General features: G+C 65.3%; 14 protein-coding genes and 2 pseudogenes. 12 read left to right on the forward strand and 4 right to left on the reverse strand.

The window, feature by feature from the left end:
- The first annotated feature begins 29 nt into the window (after positions 1-29).
- The gene (locus tag EET10_RS23650; protein WP_051490633.1) at positions 30-1,355 is read left to right on the forward strand and encodes a cytochrome P450; all 1,326 of its coding nucleotides are present in this window, start codon (positions 30-32) and stop codon (positions 1,353-1,355) included.
- 106 nt (positions 1,356-1,461) lie between these two features.
- Here the strand turns inward: EET10_RS23650 and EET10_RS23655 are convergent, their stop codons facing one another.
- A complete protein-coding gene (locus EET10_RS23655; protein ID WP_099187699.1) occupies positions 1,462-2,637 on the reverse strand; it encodes an acyl-CoA dehydrogenase family protein in 1,176 nt (391 codons plus the stop codon).
- Entirely contained in the window at positions 2,621-3,619 is a 999-nt protein-coding gene (locus tag EET10_RS23660) for an acyl-CoA dehydrogenase family protein (protein ID WP_036405144.1), read from the reverse strand. Before EET10_RS23660 ends, EET10_RS23655 begins: the two co-directional genes overlap by 17 nt.
- Before the next feature lie 99 nt (positions 3,620-3,718).
- Here EET10_RS23660 and EET10_RS23665 point away from each other — a divergent pair, with 99 nt between their 5' ends.
- The 8 genes from EET10_RS23665 (at position 3,719) to EET10_RS23700 (ending at position 11,602) form a co-directional block, all read left to right on the forward strand.
- Positions 3,719-4,219 carry a nuclear transport factor 2 family protein gene (locus EET10_RS23665; protein ID WP_036405141.1) on the forward strand — a complete coding sequence of 167 codons (501 nt, stop codon included), beginning with the start codon at positions 3,719-3,721 and terminating at the stop codon, positions 4,217-4,219.
- A gap of 88 nt (positions 4,220-4,307) precedes the next feature.
- Positions 4,308-5,309: an NAD-dependent epimerase/dehydratase family protein gene (locus tag EET10_RS23670; protein ID WP_036405139.1), complete on the forward strand. Its 1,002-nt coding sequence runs from the start codon at positions 4,308-4,310 to the stop codon at positions 5,307-5,309.
- Positions 5,310-5,466: 157 nt separating this feature from the next.
- A complete protein-coding gene (locus tag EET10_RS23675; RefSeq protein ID WP_036405136.1) occupies positions 5,467-7,020 on the forward strand; it encodes a phospholipase C in 1,554 nt (517 codons plus the stop codon).
- Between the two features lie 282 nt (positions 7,021-7,302).
- Positions 7,303-7,734 (forward strand): DUF4189 domain-containing protein, encoded by a 432-nt coding sequence (locus EET10_RS23680; RefSeq protein ID WP_036405134.1) that lies wholly within the window; start codon positions 7,303-7,305, stop codon positions 7,732-7,734.
- Positions 7,735-8,013: 279 nt separating this feature from the next.
- On the forward strand, positions 8,014-9,114 hold the full coding sequence (locus EET10_RS23685; RefSeq protein WP_063466617.1) for an amidohydrolase family protein: 1,101 nt from the start codon (positions 8,014-8,016) through the stop codon (positions 9,112-9,114).
- 46 nt (positions 9,115-9,160) lie between these two features.
- Entirely contained in the window at positions 9,161-10,306 is a 1,146-nt protein-coding gene (locus EET10_RS23690) for an amidohydrolase family protein (protein ID WP_036405132.1), read from the forward strand.
- A gap of 1 nt (position 10,307) precedes the next feature.
- Positions 10,308-10,718 (forward strand): Rieske (2Fe-2S) protein, encoded by a 411-nt coding sequence (locus tag EET10_RS23695; RefSeq protein WP_063466619.1) that lies wholly within the window; start codon positions 10,308-10,310, stop codon positions 10,716-10,718.
- 5 nt (positions 10,719-10,723) lie between these two features.
- The gene (locus EET10_RS23700) at positions 10,724-11,602 is read left to right on the forward strand and encodes an alpha/beta fold hydrolase (protein WP_423793647.1); all 879 of its coding nucleotides are present in this window, start codon (positions 10,724-10,726) and stop codon (positions 11,600-11,602) included.
- A 5-nt stretch (positions 11,603-11,607) separates the two neighbouring features.
- Here EET10_RS23700 and EET10_RS23705 read toward each other — a convergent pair whose 3' ends face one another.
- Entirely contained in the window at positions 11,608-12,081 is a 474-nt protein-coding gene (locus EET10_RS23705) for a hypothetical protein (protein WP_036405128.1), read from the reverse strand.
- A gap of 37 nt (positions 12,082-12,118) precedes the next feature.
- On the opposite strand from EET10_RS23705, the gene EET10_RS23710 reads away from it, so the two are divergent.
- From EET10_RS23710 to EET10_RS23720, 3 genes and pseudogenes are all read left to right on the forward strand, one after another.
- On the forward strand, positions 12,119-13,414 hold the full coding sequence (locus EET10_RS23710; RefSeq protein WP_122502548.1) for an NADH-ubiquinone oxidoreductase-F iron-sulfur binding region domain-containing protein: 1,296 nt from the start codon (positions 12,119-12,121) through the stop codon (positions 13,412-13,414).
- Positions 13,411-13,707, forward strand: coding sequence for a ferredoxin (locus EET10_RS23715; RefSeq protein WP_036405126.1), 297 nt, complete (start codon positions 13,411-13,413; stop codon positions 13,705-13,707). Before EET10_RS23710 ends, EET10_RS23715 begins: the two co-directional genes overlap by 4 nt.
- Positions 13,704-13,817, forward strand: a pseudogene (locus EET10_RS23720) (SDR family NAD(P)-dependent oxidoreductase); the annotation flags it as partial. The gene EET10_RS23715 and the pseudogene EET10_RS23720, both read left to right, overlap by 4 nt.
- A 90-nt stretch (positions 13,818-13,907) precedes the next feature.
- On the opposite strand, the pseudogene EET10_RS23725 reads toward EET10_RS23720, so the two are convergent.
- A pseudogene (locus EET10_RS23725) lies at positions 13,908-14,171 on the reverse strand (acyl-CoA dehydrogenase family protein); the annotation flags it as partial.
- Positions 14,172-14,176 lie beyond the last annotated feature (5 nt).

The following is a 14,176-nucleotide window of genomic DNA, read 5'->3' on the forward strand; positions in this document are numbered from 1 at the left end:
ATAGCGGGTTGAGTGTCAGTGACCGCACGATGCCTCGGTACCACTTCGACCGGCACTCCGCGGAGTACCGGTCCCGGTTCAATGCGATCACCGAGGAGATGCACGCCCGGTGCCCGATGGCGTGGAGCGACACCTACGGCGGGCATTGGGTCGCCGCGGGTAGCCACGAGGTCTTCGAACTCGCCCGCTGCCCCGCGGTCTCCAACGATCATGATGTCAACAACGAACGCCGCGGCTACAAGGGCATTTCGATTCCGACCGCCAGCCGGATCAACGGCGTGCGCGGCGGAATCCTGGAGATGGACGATCCCGAGCACCGCAGCTACCGCAACGTGCTCAACCCGTATCTGTCGCCGGCCGCCGTCAAACGCTGGGTGCCGTTCGTCGACGAGGTGACACGCGCGTGCCTCGACGAGAGGATCGAGCACGGCAGCATCGACTTCGTCGACGATCTGGCCAACGTCGTGCCCGCCGTTCTGACCTTGGCGCTCATGGGTATTCCGCTGCAGAACTGGAAGATGTACAGCGAGCCGACGCACGCCGCGGTGTATACCCCGGAGCACTCCCCGGACATCCAGCGGGTTACCGAGATGCACCGGCAGATGGGGCTCGACCTGGTCAACAACATGGTCGAGATTCGCAACAATCCGCGGCCCGGGGTGGTCAACGCCCTGCTCGAAATGCGCATCGACGGCAAACCCGCGCCCGATCTGGAAATCCTGGGCAACCTCGGATTGCTCATCGGCGGCGGCTTCGACACCACCACGGCACTGACTGCGCATGCGCTGGAATGGCTTTCGGAGAATCCCGAACAGCGCGAGCTGCTCAGCAGGCAACGCGAAACCCTGCTCGACTCGGCGACCGAGGAATTTCTGCGCTACTTCACCCCCGCCCCCGGCGACGGCCGGACTTTCGCCGACGACGTCGAACTCGACGGGTTGCATTTCAAAGAGGGTGAGCGGCTGTGGATTTCGTGGGCCATGGCCAACCGCGACGCCGCGGTCTTCCCCGACCCGGGCAAGGTCGTTCTCGACCGTAAAGGCAACCGGCACTTCAGCTTCGGCATCGGTGTGCACCGCTGCATCGGATCCAACGTGGCGCGCACCGTGTTCAAGTCCATGCTGACCGCGGTCCTCGACCGGATGCCCGACTACGGTTGCGACCCTGCGGGCACCGTCCACTACGAGACCATCGGTGTCATCCAGGGGATGCGCAAGCTACCGGCCACCTTCACGCCGGGTCGCCGGATCGGTGCGGGCCTTGACGAAACTCTCGACAAGCTGCAGCGCATTTGCGAAGAGCAGGAGCTCGCCAGGCCGGTCACCGAACGCAAAGAGGCTGCGGTCATTCGGTGAGCCGGCAGCCTCGGCGAGCAGCCGCAAAAGCCCCCGACACGCCGATGGTTAAGGGGCTTTTGCGTTCCCCCGCAAGCGGGAGGTGCCCCCAGCTCGGCATGAGAACTCAGCCCCGCGGGAGCCGCAGCACCCGTTGGGCAATGATGTTGCGCTGGATTTCCGACGTGCCTCCGGCGATGGTGCCGGAAAAGCTGCGGGCGTAACGCTCGAACCAGCTCGCAAAGTAGTGATCGAGGTTCATCGGCGCATACGGGCCGGTCAGCGCGGGGTGGACGAGCCCCTCAGAGCCGGCGGCTGACAACGCATGCTCACAAGCCTGCAGCTCCGCCTCCGAGCCCAGCAGCTTGAGCACCGAGATGGCGGCGGTGTCGTCCTCGCCGCGGGCGGCGCGCGCCAGCGCCACCGAACCCAAGAGGCGCAGCGCCTGTTTGTCCATCACCATGGTGGCGTAGCGGTCGCGTTCCAGTTCCGTGCCGGGACGAAAGTCGGCCAGCAGATTGTCCAGCCGATCGGCGAAACCCAGCCACATCATGGTGCGCTCGTGCCCGAGGGAGCCGTTGGCCACGCGCCAGCCCTGGTTGAGCGGACCCACCAGGTTTTCCGCCGGCACCGACACATCGGTGAAGAACACTTCGTTGAAATCCAGGTCGTCGGCCGAGCAGATGGACGGGAACGGCCGGCACACCACACCCGTGGTATCGGTCGGGATGAGTAATGCACTGATGCCCTTGTGTTTTGGCGCATCCGCGTCGGTGCGTACGAACGTCAGCAACACGTCGGCGTCATGGGCCCCGGAGGTCCACACCTTCTGCCCGTTGACGACGAAGTGATCGCCGTCCAGCACCGCCCGGGTGCGCAGCGACGCCAGGTCGGATCCGGCGCTGGGCTCGCTCATCCCCAGCGAAGCGGTGATCTCGGCCCGCAGGATCGGTACCGCCCAGCGGTGTTTCTGTTCCTCGGTGCCGAACGACAACAGCGACGCGGCAACGATATTCACACCTTGAGGATTGAAACTGTGATAGATCCGTCGCCGGCACAGTTCCTCGAGGTGCACGAACTGTTGCACCACCGTCGCGTTGCGCCCGCCGAACTCCGGCGGCTGGCCGGGCAGCAGCCAGCCGTTGTCGAACAACAGGCGCTGCCAACGGCACGCCCAGGCCGGCATATGCGAGACCGACCGTGGCCGCTCGCCCGTTTCGCTTGCGGCAGGTAGGTTTTCGTCGAGGAAGGCCGCGAACTCCGCCCGGAACGCCTCGACGTCGGGATCAAAAGTCAGCTGCACGGTACTCCTGCGCGATCTGGGCCCGATGCTCGGCGGCGCCACCGAGCATGAGCTCACCGGCTTTGGCCCGCTTGAGCGCGAATTGCAGATCGTTCTCCCAGGTGAATCCCATTGCGCCGTGCAGCTGTAAGCCGTGCCGGAACACCAGCGACTGGCACTCCCCCGCGCTGGCCTTGGCCATGGCGGCGGCCAGCCGCCGTCGCGGGTCGTCGGCGGCGATGGTCAGCGCCGCGAAGTAGGCCAGCGCCCGGGCCCGTTGCACCGCGACGTGCATGTCGGCCGCCTTGTGCTGCACCGCCTGGAACGACCCGATCGGAACCCCGAATTGGTGCCGGCTGCGGACATGGTCGAGCACCAGATCCAGAATGCGCTGGCAGGCACCCACCATCGTGATGGCCATGCCGGTCAGCGCAATGTGGCGCGCGCGTTCCCGATCGGCGGTTACCCGAACATTCTCGGGTGCCCGAACCCGATCGAAGGACACGTCGGCGACATGCAGCACCGGGTCGAATACGGATTCGCGACGGGCCGAGACCTGATGGGCGTCCACGATGAACACCCCGGCGTCGGTGACCACCGCCAATCGGGCGGCGCGATCGCCGTCGAGAACGTGGCGTGCGGTACCGTCGAGCACCCATCCGTCGGCGTCCCGGCGCGCCGTCACTCCGCTGTACACGGCGGTACCCGACTGATGCGGGTCGAAGTGGTCCACGGCCAGCGGCGCGAACTGGCTCATCGTCGCCAGGAAGGGGGTTGGGTCGGTGGCATGCCCCAACTCCTCCAACACGATCGCCAGCCCCACCGCGCCGGCCGGATCGTTGAGTTCCGTCCAGCCGAGGTCGACATACACCTTCCATAGCGGGCTGGTGTCCACGGCGTCTTCGGCCACGGCGCGCACCAGCGACGGCGGGCACTGCTTGGCGACGACATCGCGCACGGTGTCCTGCCACAAGCGCTGATCGGCATCGAACTCCAACAGCATTCGGGCCGCCTCCTGTCGTCGCTATCATGCGAGAATAGCATTCTCTGATACGGAAGCAGTAATCTCGCAATCGGGCTATGAGGTGCACGAGGAGCTAAGATGTCCGCCACCGCAACGACACTGTGGGAGATCGAGGCGATCAAGCAACTCAAGGCCCGATACTGCCGATACCTGGACACCAAGCGCTGGGACGACTGGCGGCAGCTGTTCACCGACGACTTCGTCAGCGACACCTCGCAGTCGGGCGGGAGGGTGATCCGCGGCGCCGACGAGTTCGTGTCCTATGTGCGCAACGCCCTGGGCAAGCCGTCGCAACCGACGGTGCATCACGTGCACGCCCCCGAACTCGCCCTGACGTCGCCGACGACCGCGACCGGGATCTGGGCGCTCGAGGACGTGGTGCGGTTGGGTCCGGGCGTCAATCTCAACGGGCGCGGTCACTACCATGAAACCTACGAGAAGCTCGACGGCAGTTGGCTGATCAAGTCCTCGACGCTGACCCGGCTGCGTGAGGACGTCTTCAATTCCCTTTTTTCCGTGCGTATCTCGCCTCGGCTACGGGACAGGGCAGCATCACTGGCGCGGCGGCTCGGCCGGTGAACCGCCACCGCCGTGCCGCTCAACGGGGCCTCAGCGCCGCGCAATACCCCCGGGACACGCTGGCGCCCAGTACCTTTCCGAACCGGCAATGACCGGAGCCAAGAAACTAGTCATCGGGGCCAGCGGCTTCCTGGGCTCGCACGTCACCCGCCAACTCGTCGCGGCAGGCGAAGATGCGCGGGTCATGGTGCGGCGCACCAGTGTCACCAAGGGCATCGACGACCTCGTGCGAACGCACAGCGTCGAACGCTGTTACGGAGACATCTTCGACGACGCCGCGCTACGGGCGGCCATGGCCGGCTGCGACGTCGTCTACTACTGCGTGGTCGACGCCCGGATGTGGCTGCGCGACCCCGCACCGCTGTTCCGCACCAATGTCGAAGGCCTGCGGCAGGTGCTTGACGCGGCCCTCGACGCGAAACTGCGCAAGTTCGTATTCACCAGCAGCACCGGCACCTTGGCAATCAACGACCAACGTGCGGTCACCGAGGACGATCTGCACAACTGGAACGACGGCGGCGCCTACATCGAATCCCGGGTGGCCGCGGAGAACCTGGTCATGCAGTACGTGCGCGAGAAGGGGCTGCCGGCGGTCGCGATGTGTATCTCGACCACTTACGGGCCCGGCGACTGGGCCCCGACCCCTCATGGTTCGCTCATCGCGCGCGTCGCCGCCGGGCGGTTCCCGTTCTATCTCGGCTTCTCCGCAGAGGTGGTTGGTATCGAAGACGCTGCGCGCGCAATGCTTCTGGCAGCTGACCGGGGCCGCATCGGCGAGCGTTACATCATTTCCGATCGCTACCTGAGCAGCCGGGAAATCCATGAGATTGCGGCCCGCGCGGTGGGCCGGCGACCGCCGCGCATCGGGATCCCCATGCCCGTCATGAGTGCCGTGGCGCGCCTCAACGACCTGGCCGCCCGCCTGCTGCGTCGCGACCTGCTCTTCGCCTACGTCGGAGCGCGCATGGCGGAACTGATGTCGCCGCTGGATCACAGCAAAGCCGAACGCGAACTGGGCTGGACACCGGAACCGGTGGAAGATTCCATCCGCAAGGCCGCCCGGTTTTTCGTCGCGCACTCAGCCGATTAGACAGTAATCAAGTTTGGTGGCACGCCGGCTTTTCGCAGCTTGGCGGAATTGCGTCACACCGCCCGACGCATTCGGCACGACACACCCGCCGACGTGTCACGGCAAATCGCCGTCACAAAGATACAGTTCGCCCAATTGTGCGGAAGGACGCGTAGTGATGGGCAAAAACCCGGTTGACACAATGTCGCGCCGCGAGTTTTTGGCTAAGGCCGCCGCTGCTACCACTGCCGCCTCTCTCATGTCGTTAGTCGGGCCGGTGATCGAAAAGGCTTACGGCGCCGGGCCGTGTTCGGGTCACTTGACCGACATCGAGCACATCGTGCTGTTAATGCAAGAAAACAGATCCTTCGATCACTACTTCGGAACACTTTCCGATATCGACGGATTCAATACCGCCTCGCCGCTGTTTCAGCAAAAGGGCTGGGACCCGCGGACCCAGTCGCTGGATCCCTCCGGCATCACCCTCCCGTTCCGTTTCGACACCACCAGAGCACCCTTTCTCAACGGCGCGTGCATCAACGATCCCGACCACGATTGGATCGCAATCCATCAGTCGTGGAACGGCGGCGCGAACGACAACTGGCTGCCGGCGCAAGCGCGGACCCGTTCGGCCGCCAACATCCCGGCGACAATGGGCTACCACACTCGTCGAGACATCCCGATCCATTACCTGCTGGCCGACACCTTCACCGTCTGCGATCACTACTTCTGCTCGGTGTTGGGTCCGACCTCTCCCAACCGGCTGTATTGGCTCAGTGCCTGGATCGACCCCGCCGGTACCAACGGGGGACCATTGGTGGAGACGCCCTCCACCGCGCCGATCGGGGCGTTCAACTGGCGCATCATGCCGCAGAACCTCAGCGATGCCGGCGTCAGTTGGAAAGTGTACAGCGACAAGTCATTAGGGCCCGCCGTCAACACCTACGTCGGTTACGGCGAGATCGTGCGGTGGTTCAAACAGGCCGCAGACCCGCGGTCGGATTTGGCTCGCTTCGGCGTCGCCCCCCGCTATCCCTGGGACTTCGCCGCCGATGTCAGAGCCAACAGGCTGCCCCGGGTCTCCTGGCTGGTTCCGAATATTCTCGTCTCCGAACACCCGGCGATGCCGGACGCGGGCGGCGCCGTCGCGATGGCCGACACCCTGCGAATTCTGCTGTCCAATCCGGCGGTGTGGGAAAAGACCGCGCTGATCGTCAGCTACGACGAAAACGGCGGCTTCTTCGACCACGTCGTGCCGCCGACGGCGCCGCCGGGCACCGCGGGCGAATACCTGACGGTGCCCGACGTCGACGGCGTGGCCGGTTCCGGCGGCATCCGCGGACCGATCGGCTTGGGCTTTCGCGTTCCCTGCCTGGTTATTTCACCGTTCAGCCGCGGCGGGCTGATGGTCCACGACGTGTTCGATCACACCTCCCAGCTTCGATTGATAGAGAAGCGGTTCGGCGTGCCGGTGCCCAACCTCACCGCATGGCGTCGAAGTGTGACCGGCGACATGACATCGGCCTTCAACTTCGCCGTCCCACCCAACCCGTCACCACCCAAGCTGAACCAACCCCGACGGGTGCTGCCGGAACTGGCGCAGTGCGGCCTCGGTATCGGAGCGTTAACGGGTACCTATCGCTTGAACCCCCCCTACCGGGTGCCCTACCCGCAGGCAATGCCGAGCCAGGAAACCACTCCCGCCAGGGGCATTCCCAGCGGTCTGTGCTGAATCTGCCGGCATCGTCGATATGGCTGCGACCGAGGCGATTTCGATGCCTAGCACGCCCGAGGGCATGACGTGCCGATGTTCGAGATTGCCGCCCACGTGACGGCCAACCCACATCATGAATTGCCTATGAAGCCCGATTCACGCAACCAGGTACCGGGCCAACGCCCCGGTAGCGTTGGTGACGAATGTTTCTTCCAAGTAAATTTCGCATTCCATATAGCGTCCGCGCCCTCATCCATCGGGGCATTGAGAACAGTGAGGTTGTGGTGGAGGTGAGCCCAGGTGACTAGAGCTGCGGGAAGCACCGGAAAGCTTCGCCGCCGAGTCGTGGTGGCAGTGTCGGGCTTGGCGGTTGCGGCCGCAATGACCGTCACGCAGATCCATCCGGCAGGCGCGCATATCCACCGGGGTGAGATGACCCATGTGTCCAATATGCCGCCCTTCCCTGTCTATTACGGCGCCATCGCCTACGGTCACGACGGGTCGAACGGTAAGGCATGGCGGCACCTGTCCAAGGCGCAGGCCAAGCAGCGTGCCTTGGAGCTGTGCGGGGCCGACACGTGCGCAGTGGTCAGCGTCTTCACCCGATGCGGCGCGGTCGCGCACGACGGCGCGAAGTACCACGGCGGTTACGGGTACAACCGCAGCGCGGCGGAAGCACACGCCATGGCCAACGTAGGTGGCGGGCGGATTGTCGACTGGGCGTGCAACTAGCAGTTGCCGATCGCGGCGGCTGCCGCGGGTTTCGCGAGCCGAGGTCCATCCTCGTATTCGGAACCTGCTCGGAGCGCCTCTCATCCAGCGAGAGAATGATATTATCCGTAATGAAGAACAACACTGGCGATATGGCTGACGATAACGATGCCTAGCAGGGCAGATGACTAATCGAAACGCTTACCGGAAAGACGTTGATCGGCGACCGACGGAAATGTTAGGTTGTCTATCAGTTGCCCTGGCCGGGCTCGCCGTCGCCGGAGCCGGAGGGTTGGTCTCGTGATCGAGGATGCCGACGGAACGCGCACGCCGCTCATCGATGCCAGCGTGCACATCTTCTTTCCGTCCAACAAAGACCTGCGCAGCTTCCTGCGTGAGCCCTTCAAGAGCCGCGGCTTTCCCGACTACGAGATGGACTGGTACGGGGCACCCGGCGGGGAATACGCCCCGAACACCGAGGGGCCGAACCGCGAATACCCCGGTTCGAACGTGGAACTCGTTGCCGGCGAACTCTTTTCCAAACGCGGTGTCGACGTGGCGATCCTGCATCCGATGGGCCGCGGCATCATGCCCGACCGGCACCTCGGCAGCGCGCTGTACGCCGCCCACAACGAGATGATGGTGTCGCGCTGGCTCGAACACGACCAGTTCGGCGAGAAGTTCCGCGGCACCATCCGGGTCAACCCCGACGACATCGCCGGCGCACTCCGCGAAATCGACAAGTGGCGCGCCCACCCCCGCGTCGTTCAGATCGGCGTTCCGCTGCAATCCCGCGAGGTCTACGGCAAGCCACAGTTCTGGCCGCTGTGGGAAGCTGCGGCCGACGCGAACCTGCCGGTGGCGGTCCACATCGAATCCGGCGAAGGCATCGGATTTCCGCCCACGCCCTCCGGGCACACCCGCACCTACGAGCAATACGTCGGTTTCATGGCGCTGAACTACCTCTACCACCTGATGAACATGATCGCCGAGGGGGTGTTCGAGCGCTTCGGCAACCTGAAGTTCGTCTGGGCCGACGGCGCCGCGGACTTCGTGACACCGTTCATCTGGCGGATGGACGTGTTCGGCCGACCGCACCTGGAACAGACGCCGTGGGCGCCGCGGATACCGAGCGACTATCTGCCCCGTCACGTGTACTTCGTGCAGGGCAGCCTCGACGGTCCCGGCGATGCCGACTACGCCGGTGAGTGGTTGTCCTTCAGCGGCAAGGAGAACATGGTGATGTTCGGCTCCAGCTATCCGCACTGGCAGTGCTGGGACATCCGGGGGCTTCCCCCGGCGCTGTCCGCCGAACAGCGCGAGAAGTTGTGCTGGCGCAACGCCGCCGACCTCTACGGGATCGAGATTTCCGCCGACTCGCTAGAGGTTAGCCGGGGGTAGTCGCACAATGATGACACGGAGATGAGACGGGACTGAGGAGATCACGATGACGCTGACCCATCTGCACGAACGCATTCCCGCCGCCGAGCGCATCGCCGTCCGGTGCGTCGACTCCGACGTGCACCCGATGCCCAGACGCGGTGAAATCTCGCAGTACATCCCGGAGCCGTGGCGCAGCAAATTCTTCCTCGAACACAAGGTTGGCGAGCTGATCTACTACGACGCCCCCGACTACGCCCACAGCTTCGCGATGCGCGTCGATACCTTCCCGCCCGACGGCGAATTCCCCGGCAGCGACCCCGATATGGCCTTTCGTCAGCTGATCATGGAGGCCGGCTCCGACATCGCTATCCTCGAGCCCGGCGGCCGGACACCGCGCCTTCCCGAAGCGCACCAGGCATATTCGACCGCACTCAATCGCTGGCAGGCCAATCACTGGCTCGACGGCCACAACAACTGGCACCAGCGCTGGCGCGGTTCGGTCTGCGCGGCCGTCGAGGACCCCGAAGGGGCCGCCCGCGAAATCGAGGAATGGGCCGGGCACCCCTACATGGCGCAGGTGCTGATCAAGGCCGAGCCGCGGCCGTCATGGGGTCACCCGATGTACAACCCCATCTGGGCGGCTGCGACCAAGCACGACATCACGGTGAGCTGTCACCTGTCGCGCAGCAATTACGAGATGCTGCCGACGCCGCCGGTGGGCTTCCCCAGCTACAACCACGACTTCATGGTGACCTACTCGCTGCTGGCCGCAAACCAGGTAATGAGCCTGATCTTCGATGGTGTCTTCGACCGGTTCCCCACGCTGCGGATCGTCTTTGTCGAGCATGCGTTCACCTGGATCCTGCCGTTGATGTGGCGCATGGATGCGATCTATGCCGCGCGCAAGTCTCGGGTGGACATCAAGCGCAAGCCGTCGGAGTACGTCAAAGAACACATCAAGTTCACCACCCAGCCGCTGGACTACCCCGAAGACAAGACCGAACTCACCCGAGCACTCGAATGGATGGAATGCGAGAAGATCCTGCTCTTCTCCTCCGACTACCCGCACTGGACGTTCGACGACCCGCGCTGGCTGGTCAAGCACTTGCCCAAGGCCGCCAGGGATGCGGTGATGTACAAGAACGGCATCGAGACCTATCACCTGCCGGAGACGGTGCCGGTGCTCGAGGGCCAGACGCGGGTGCTCTGAATTGACCTCCGACGCTACGGGGCGACCCACCCAGCCCCGGCCTCGCCTCGCCCAGGGCCGCGAACACGTCGTCGCGACGGTGGACGAGATCCCGCCGGGCACCCACAAACTGGTGCCGATCGGACGGCACGGCGTCGGTGTCTACAACGTCAACGGCACCTTCTACGCCATCGCGAATTACTGTCCGCACCAAGGCGGTCCGCTGTGCTCGGGACGCGCCCGGGGCCGCACCATCGTGGACGAAGGCGCCCCCGGCGACGCGGTCATGGTCCGTGATCTGGAGTTCATCTACTGCCCGTGGCATCAATGGGGTTTCGAGCTGGCAACCGGGACGACGGCGGTCAAACCGGAGTGGAGCATTCGCACCTACCCGGTCCGGGTGGTAGGCAACGACGTGCTGGTGATGGCGTGACTCGGCTGGAGAGTCAGGTATGTGCCGTCGAGGTGAACGGCGGCACCGTGGTGTACGAGATCCTCGGCGCGTCAGGCGATCTCATCGTCCTGACGCCCGGCGGCCGGTTCGGCAAGGACATTCCCGGCCTGCGTCCGCTGGCCGAGGGATTGGTGGACGGCGGCTATCGGGTCTTGTTGTGGGACCGGCCGAATTGCGGTGCCTCCGATGTGCAGTTCTACGGTCAAAGCGAATCGCACATGCGCGCTGAGACGCTGCGCGACTTGCTGAGCGCCCTGGGGGTCGAGCGGTGCATCATCGCCGGGGGTTCGGGCGGGGCACGGGATTCCATGCTGACGACGATGCTCAATCCCGAGCTGGTGGAGAAGCTGGTGGTGTGGAACATCGTCGGCGGCGTGTACGGCATGTACCAGCTGGGCGCCTACTACGTGCTGCCCAGTATCCAGGCGGTGCGCTGGTCGGGCATCGAGGGGCTGCTCAAGGTACCCGAGTGGCGCGAGCGCATCGACCAGAACCCGGCCAACAAGCAGCGGTTCCTCGATCTGAACGCCGAGGAATTCCTCACCGTCATGCTGCGCTGGCTCAACGCGTTCGTACCCAAGCCGGGACAGACGATCCCCGGCGTCGACGACGAAATGTTCGGCCGCATAAGAGTTCCCACGCTGATCATCCGCGGCGGCGAGAACGACTGGGATCACCCCAAGCGCACCTCGCTGGAGGTGAGCTGCCTGATCAAAGGATCCAAACTGATCGATCCGCCTTGGCCGGAGGACGCCTGGGAGCGTGCGGCCGAAGAACGCGCAGCCGGAAAGGTGAAGCACTTCAACATGTTCGACACCTGGGTACAGGCCGCGCCCGCGATCCTCGAATTCCTGGGCACGTGATGCGCTCACCTGGTGCGGATGTGGACCTCACAGTTCAGCGACGCCTCGAGCGCGGTGTGGATGCGGCTTTCCGGGACGCGTTCCAGGTCGGCTTCGCGCAGGGTCACGTAGACGATGTCGAAGCCATCATCACCGAGGCGGCGGGTAATCTCGCCGGCGAGTCCGAAGGCGGACAGCACACCATGGGCATCGTCGTCGGTTCCCCTGCTGATGAAGGTGACCACGCCGGCCACCGGAGCGCTGTCGAAGACCTTGGCGCACAAGTCGATTGCCGTTTGTTTGGCCGCTTCGACGTCGTCGCAGGCGATGAGCAGTTCCAGCTCGCGGCGACCGGCCGGCCTGGCCTCGATCTCGTCGTCGACCAGGTCGGCGCCGATACCGGCAATGAACCCGCGGAGCGCGTCCATGCCCTCGCGTAGCCGCTCAGACGTGAGAACACCGGCCGGGTCGACGTTGACCCGCACCACCGCTGTCCGCATACGGGCAAGCGTAACCGGAGCGACAGCAGGGTAATCAATGGAAGCCACCGACGCCAGGTTCAGGACGGCAAGCTGGCCGGGCAGCCCGCCCCGGTTCCTGCGGGACGGCCGCGAACCCGAAGACTTCGCGGCTTATCGGGAGCAGGGCGGCTACCAACCACTTGCCGAAACGGACACCGTGCTGCACGAAGTCGAATCCGCCGGACTGCTCGGCCGCGGGGGGGCCGCGTTTCCGCTCGGGGTGAAGTTGCGTGCGGTGCGGCGCAACGGGCGTGCCGCCGGCGAAGCCGTCGTCGTCGCGAACGGCGAAGAGGGAGAGCCCACCTCGATCAAGGACCGCTGGCTGCTGCGCAACCGTCCGCACCTGGTGCTGGACGGGCTACGGTTGGCCGCGGCGATCGTCGGCGCCAAACGCGGCTATGTCTATGTGTCCGACCCGGACGCCGCCCGCAGTGTCGAAACCGCGCTCGCCGAACTGCGCGCCGACTTACCCGGCGGTGTCGGCATCAGCCTGTGGACCGTGCCACCCGGATACGTGGCCGGCGAGGAGACCGCGGCCGTCCGCGCGATCAACGGCGGCCCCGCCAAACCGACCGACAAACCGCCGCGTCCATTCGAAGCCGGCGTCCGCGGCCGGCCCACGCTGGTGAGCAATGTCGAAACCCTGGCCAATCTCCCTTACCTGCAGCGACACGGGTCGGTGGCGTTTCGGACACAAGGCACGCTGTCATCACCGGGGACCTTTCTGGCCACCGTCACCGGAGCCAGCCGCCCGCCGGTGCTCTACGAACTCCCACACGGGTTGCGTTTCACCGACTTGCTTGCGCTGCACGGTGTCTCGTCCGAGCAGGTGCGGGGAGCCCTGATGGGCGGCTACTTCGCCGGCTTGCTCAACCGCGGCGTGCTGGACACCACCCTGGACCACGAGACGATGCGGCGAGCCGGTAGCGGTTTGGGCTGCGGCGCGATATCGGTGATCACCGACGACTGCCCGGTCGCGGTGGCGGCGTCGGTGCTGGGCTACTTCGACCGCGAGAACGCCGGACAGTGCGGTTCGTGTTTCAACGGCACGGCCGCCATGGCGGCCGTTGCTTCAGCGCTGCGCGATTTCGCCGCGGTACCGGAAGACGTTGACCGGCTGCGCCGCTGGTCTGTGGTGTTACGCGGGCGTGGTGCCTGCGCGACGCTGGACGCCGCCACCAACGTTGCCGGGACACTGCTCGGCCAGTTCCCCGACGAGGTGGCCCGCCATCTGAGCGGCAGCTGCCAGGAGTGCAGGGTCGGCGCCTTTCGCGCCGACCGTCCCTACCAGGCCGCAGCGGTGATCGCGTGAGAATCCGTCTGGACCGCACCGTCTGCGACGGCTTCGGCGCGTGCGCCAAGCATGCCCCGGCCTACTTCTCGCTCGACGACTGGGGATACGCGTGCCTGGTCGGCGACGGCACGGTGCGGGAGCAGGACCGCGATGCGGTCATGCGGGCACTGCTGGATTGCCCGGTGCATGCCATCACCGAAATCGGCGACCGCCCACCGGAAGTCGCTCACCCGTACGTCGCCAGCCCGGAGGATCCCGCCGAGAATCTCAAGACCGAGTCCAACGAAGCGCAGTGGGGATTCACGCGTTGACCGGACGCTGTGCCGGGCTGATCGCCTTGGTGACCGGAAGCAGCCGAGGTCTGGGCAAGGCGATCGCCCAGCGACTGGCCCACGAGGGAGCCGCGGTAGCTCTCACGGCCGTTGATGATCCACTCGGCGCCATCCTGCTCCGCCTCGGTGGTGAAGACCTTGCGGGTCGGTCACCGCCATGACGATCAGGAACGACGCCATCTGCCCAGAATCTCGTTGAGTAGCGCCAATTTCAACTGTCCGTACCCCGGTCCGCCCAGATGCGGGCCCAAGTGGGTGGCCCACAGACCACGCAGCTTCACGATCTGCTGCAGCGGTGGAATCAGGGCTTGGCGCACCGGGTCTTTGAGATCGTGGGATTCCTTGACCAGCATGTCGACCGGCTCACACTCGGATCGCACGAACTCGTCGACCCGCTCCAGCTGTGCCGCCCACTCCGGGTCGGTGGAAAAGTCCCACGTCACGCGCC

This window comes from Mycobacterium pseudokansasii (assembly GCF_900566075.1).
GTDB classification, from domain to species: domain Bacteria; phylum Actinomycetota; class Actinomycetes; order Mycobacteriales; family Mycobacteriaceae; genus Mycobacterium; species Mycobacterium pseudokansasii.

Bases quoted from the DNA above. Each gene is read 5' to 3' on its own strand.
- EET10_RS23675 (WP_036405136.1), top strand. From the start codon at position 5,467: ATGGGCAAAAACCCGGTTGACACAATGTCGCGCCGCGAGTTTTTGGCT.
- EET10_RS23690 (WP_036405132.1), top strand. From the start codon at position 9,161: ATGACGCTGACCCATCTGCACGAACGCATTCCCGCCGCCGAGCGCATC.
- EET10_RS23710 (WP_122502548.1), top strand. From the start codon at position 12,119: ATGGAAGCCACCGACGCCAGGTTCAGGACGGCAAGCTGGCCGGGCAGC.
- EET10_RS23705 (WP_036405128.1), bottom strand. From the start codon at position 12,081: ATGCGGACAGCGGTGGTGCGGGTCAACGTCGACCCGGCCGGTGTTCTC.
- EET10_RS23650 (WP_051490633.1), top strand. From the start codon at position 30: ATGCCTCGGTACCACTTCGACCGGCACTCCGCGGAGTACCGGTCCCGG.
- EET10_RS23670 (WP_036405139.1), top strand. From the start codon at position 4,308: ATGACCGGAGCCAAGAAACTAGTCATCGGGGCCAGCGGCTTCCTGGGC.
- EET10_RS23665 (WP_036405141.1), top strand. From the start codon at position 3,719: ATGTCCGCCACCGCAACGACACTGTGGGAGATCGAGGCGATCAAGCAA.
- EET10_RS23660 (WP_036405144.1), bottom strand. From the start codon at position 3,619: ATGCTGTTGGAGTTCGATGCCGATCAGCGCTTGTGGCAGGACACCGTG.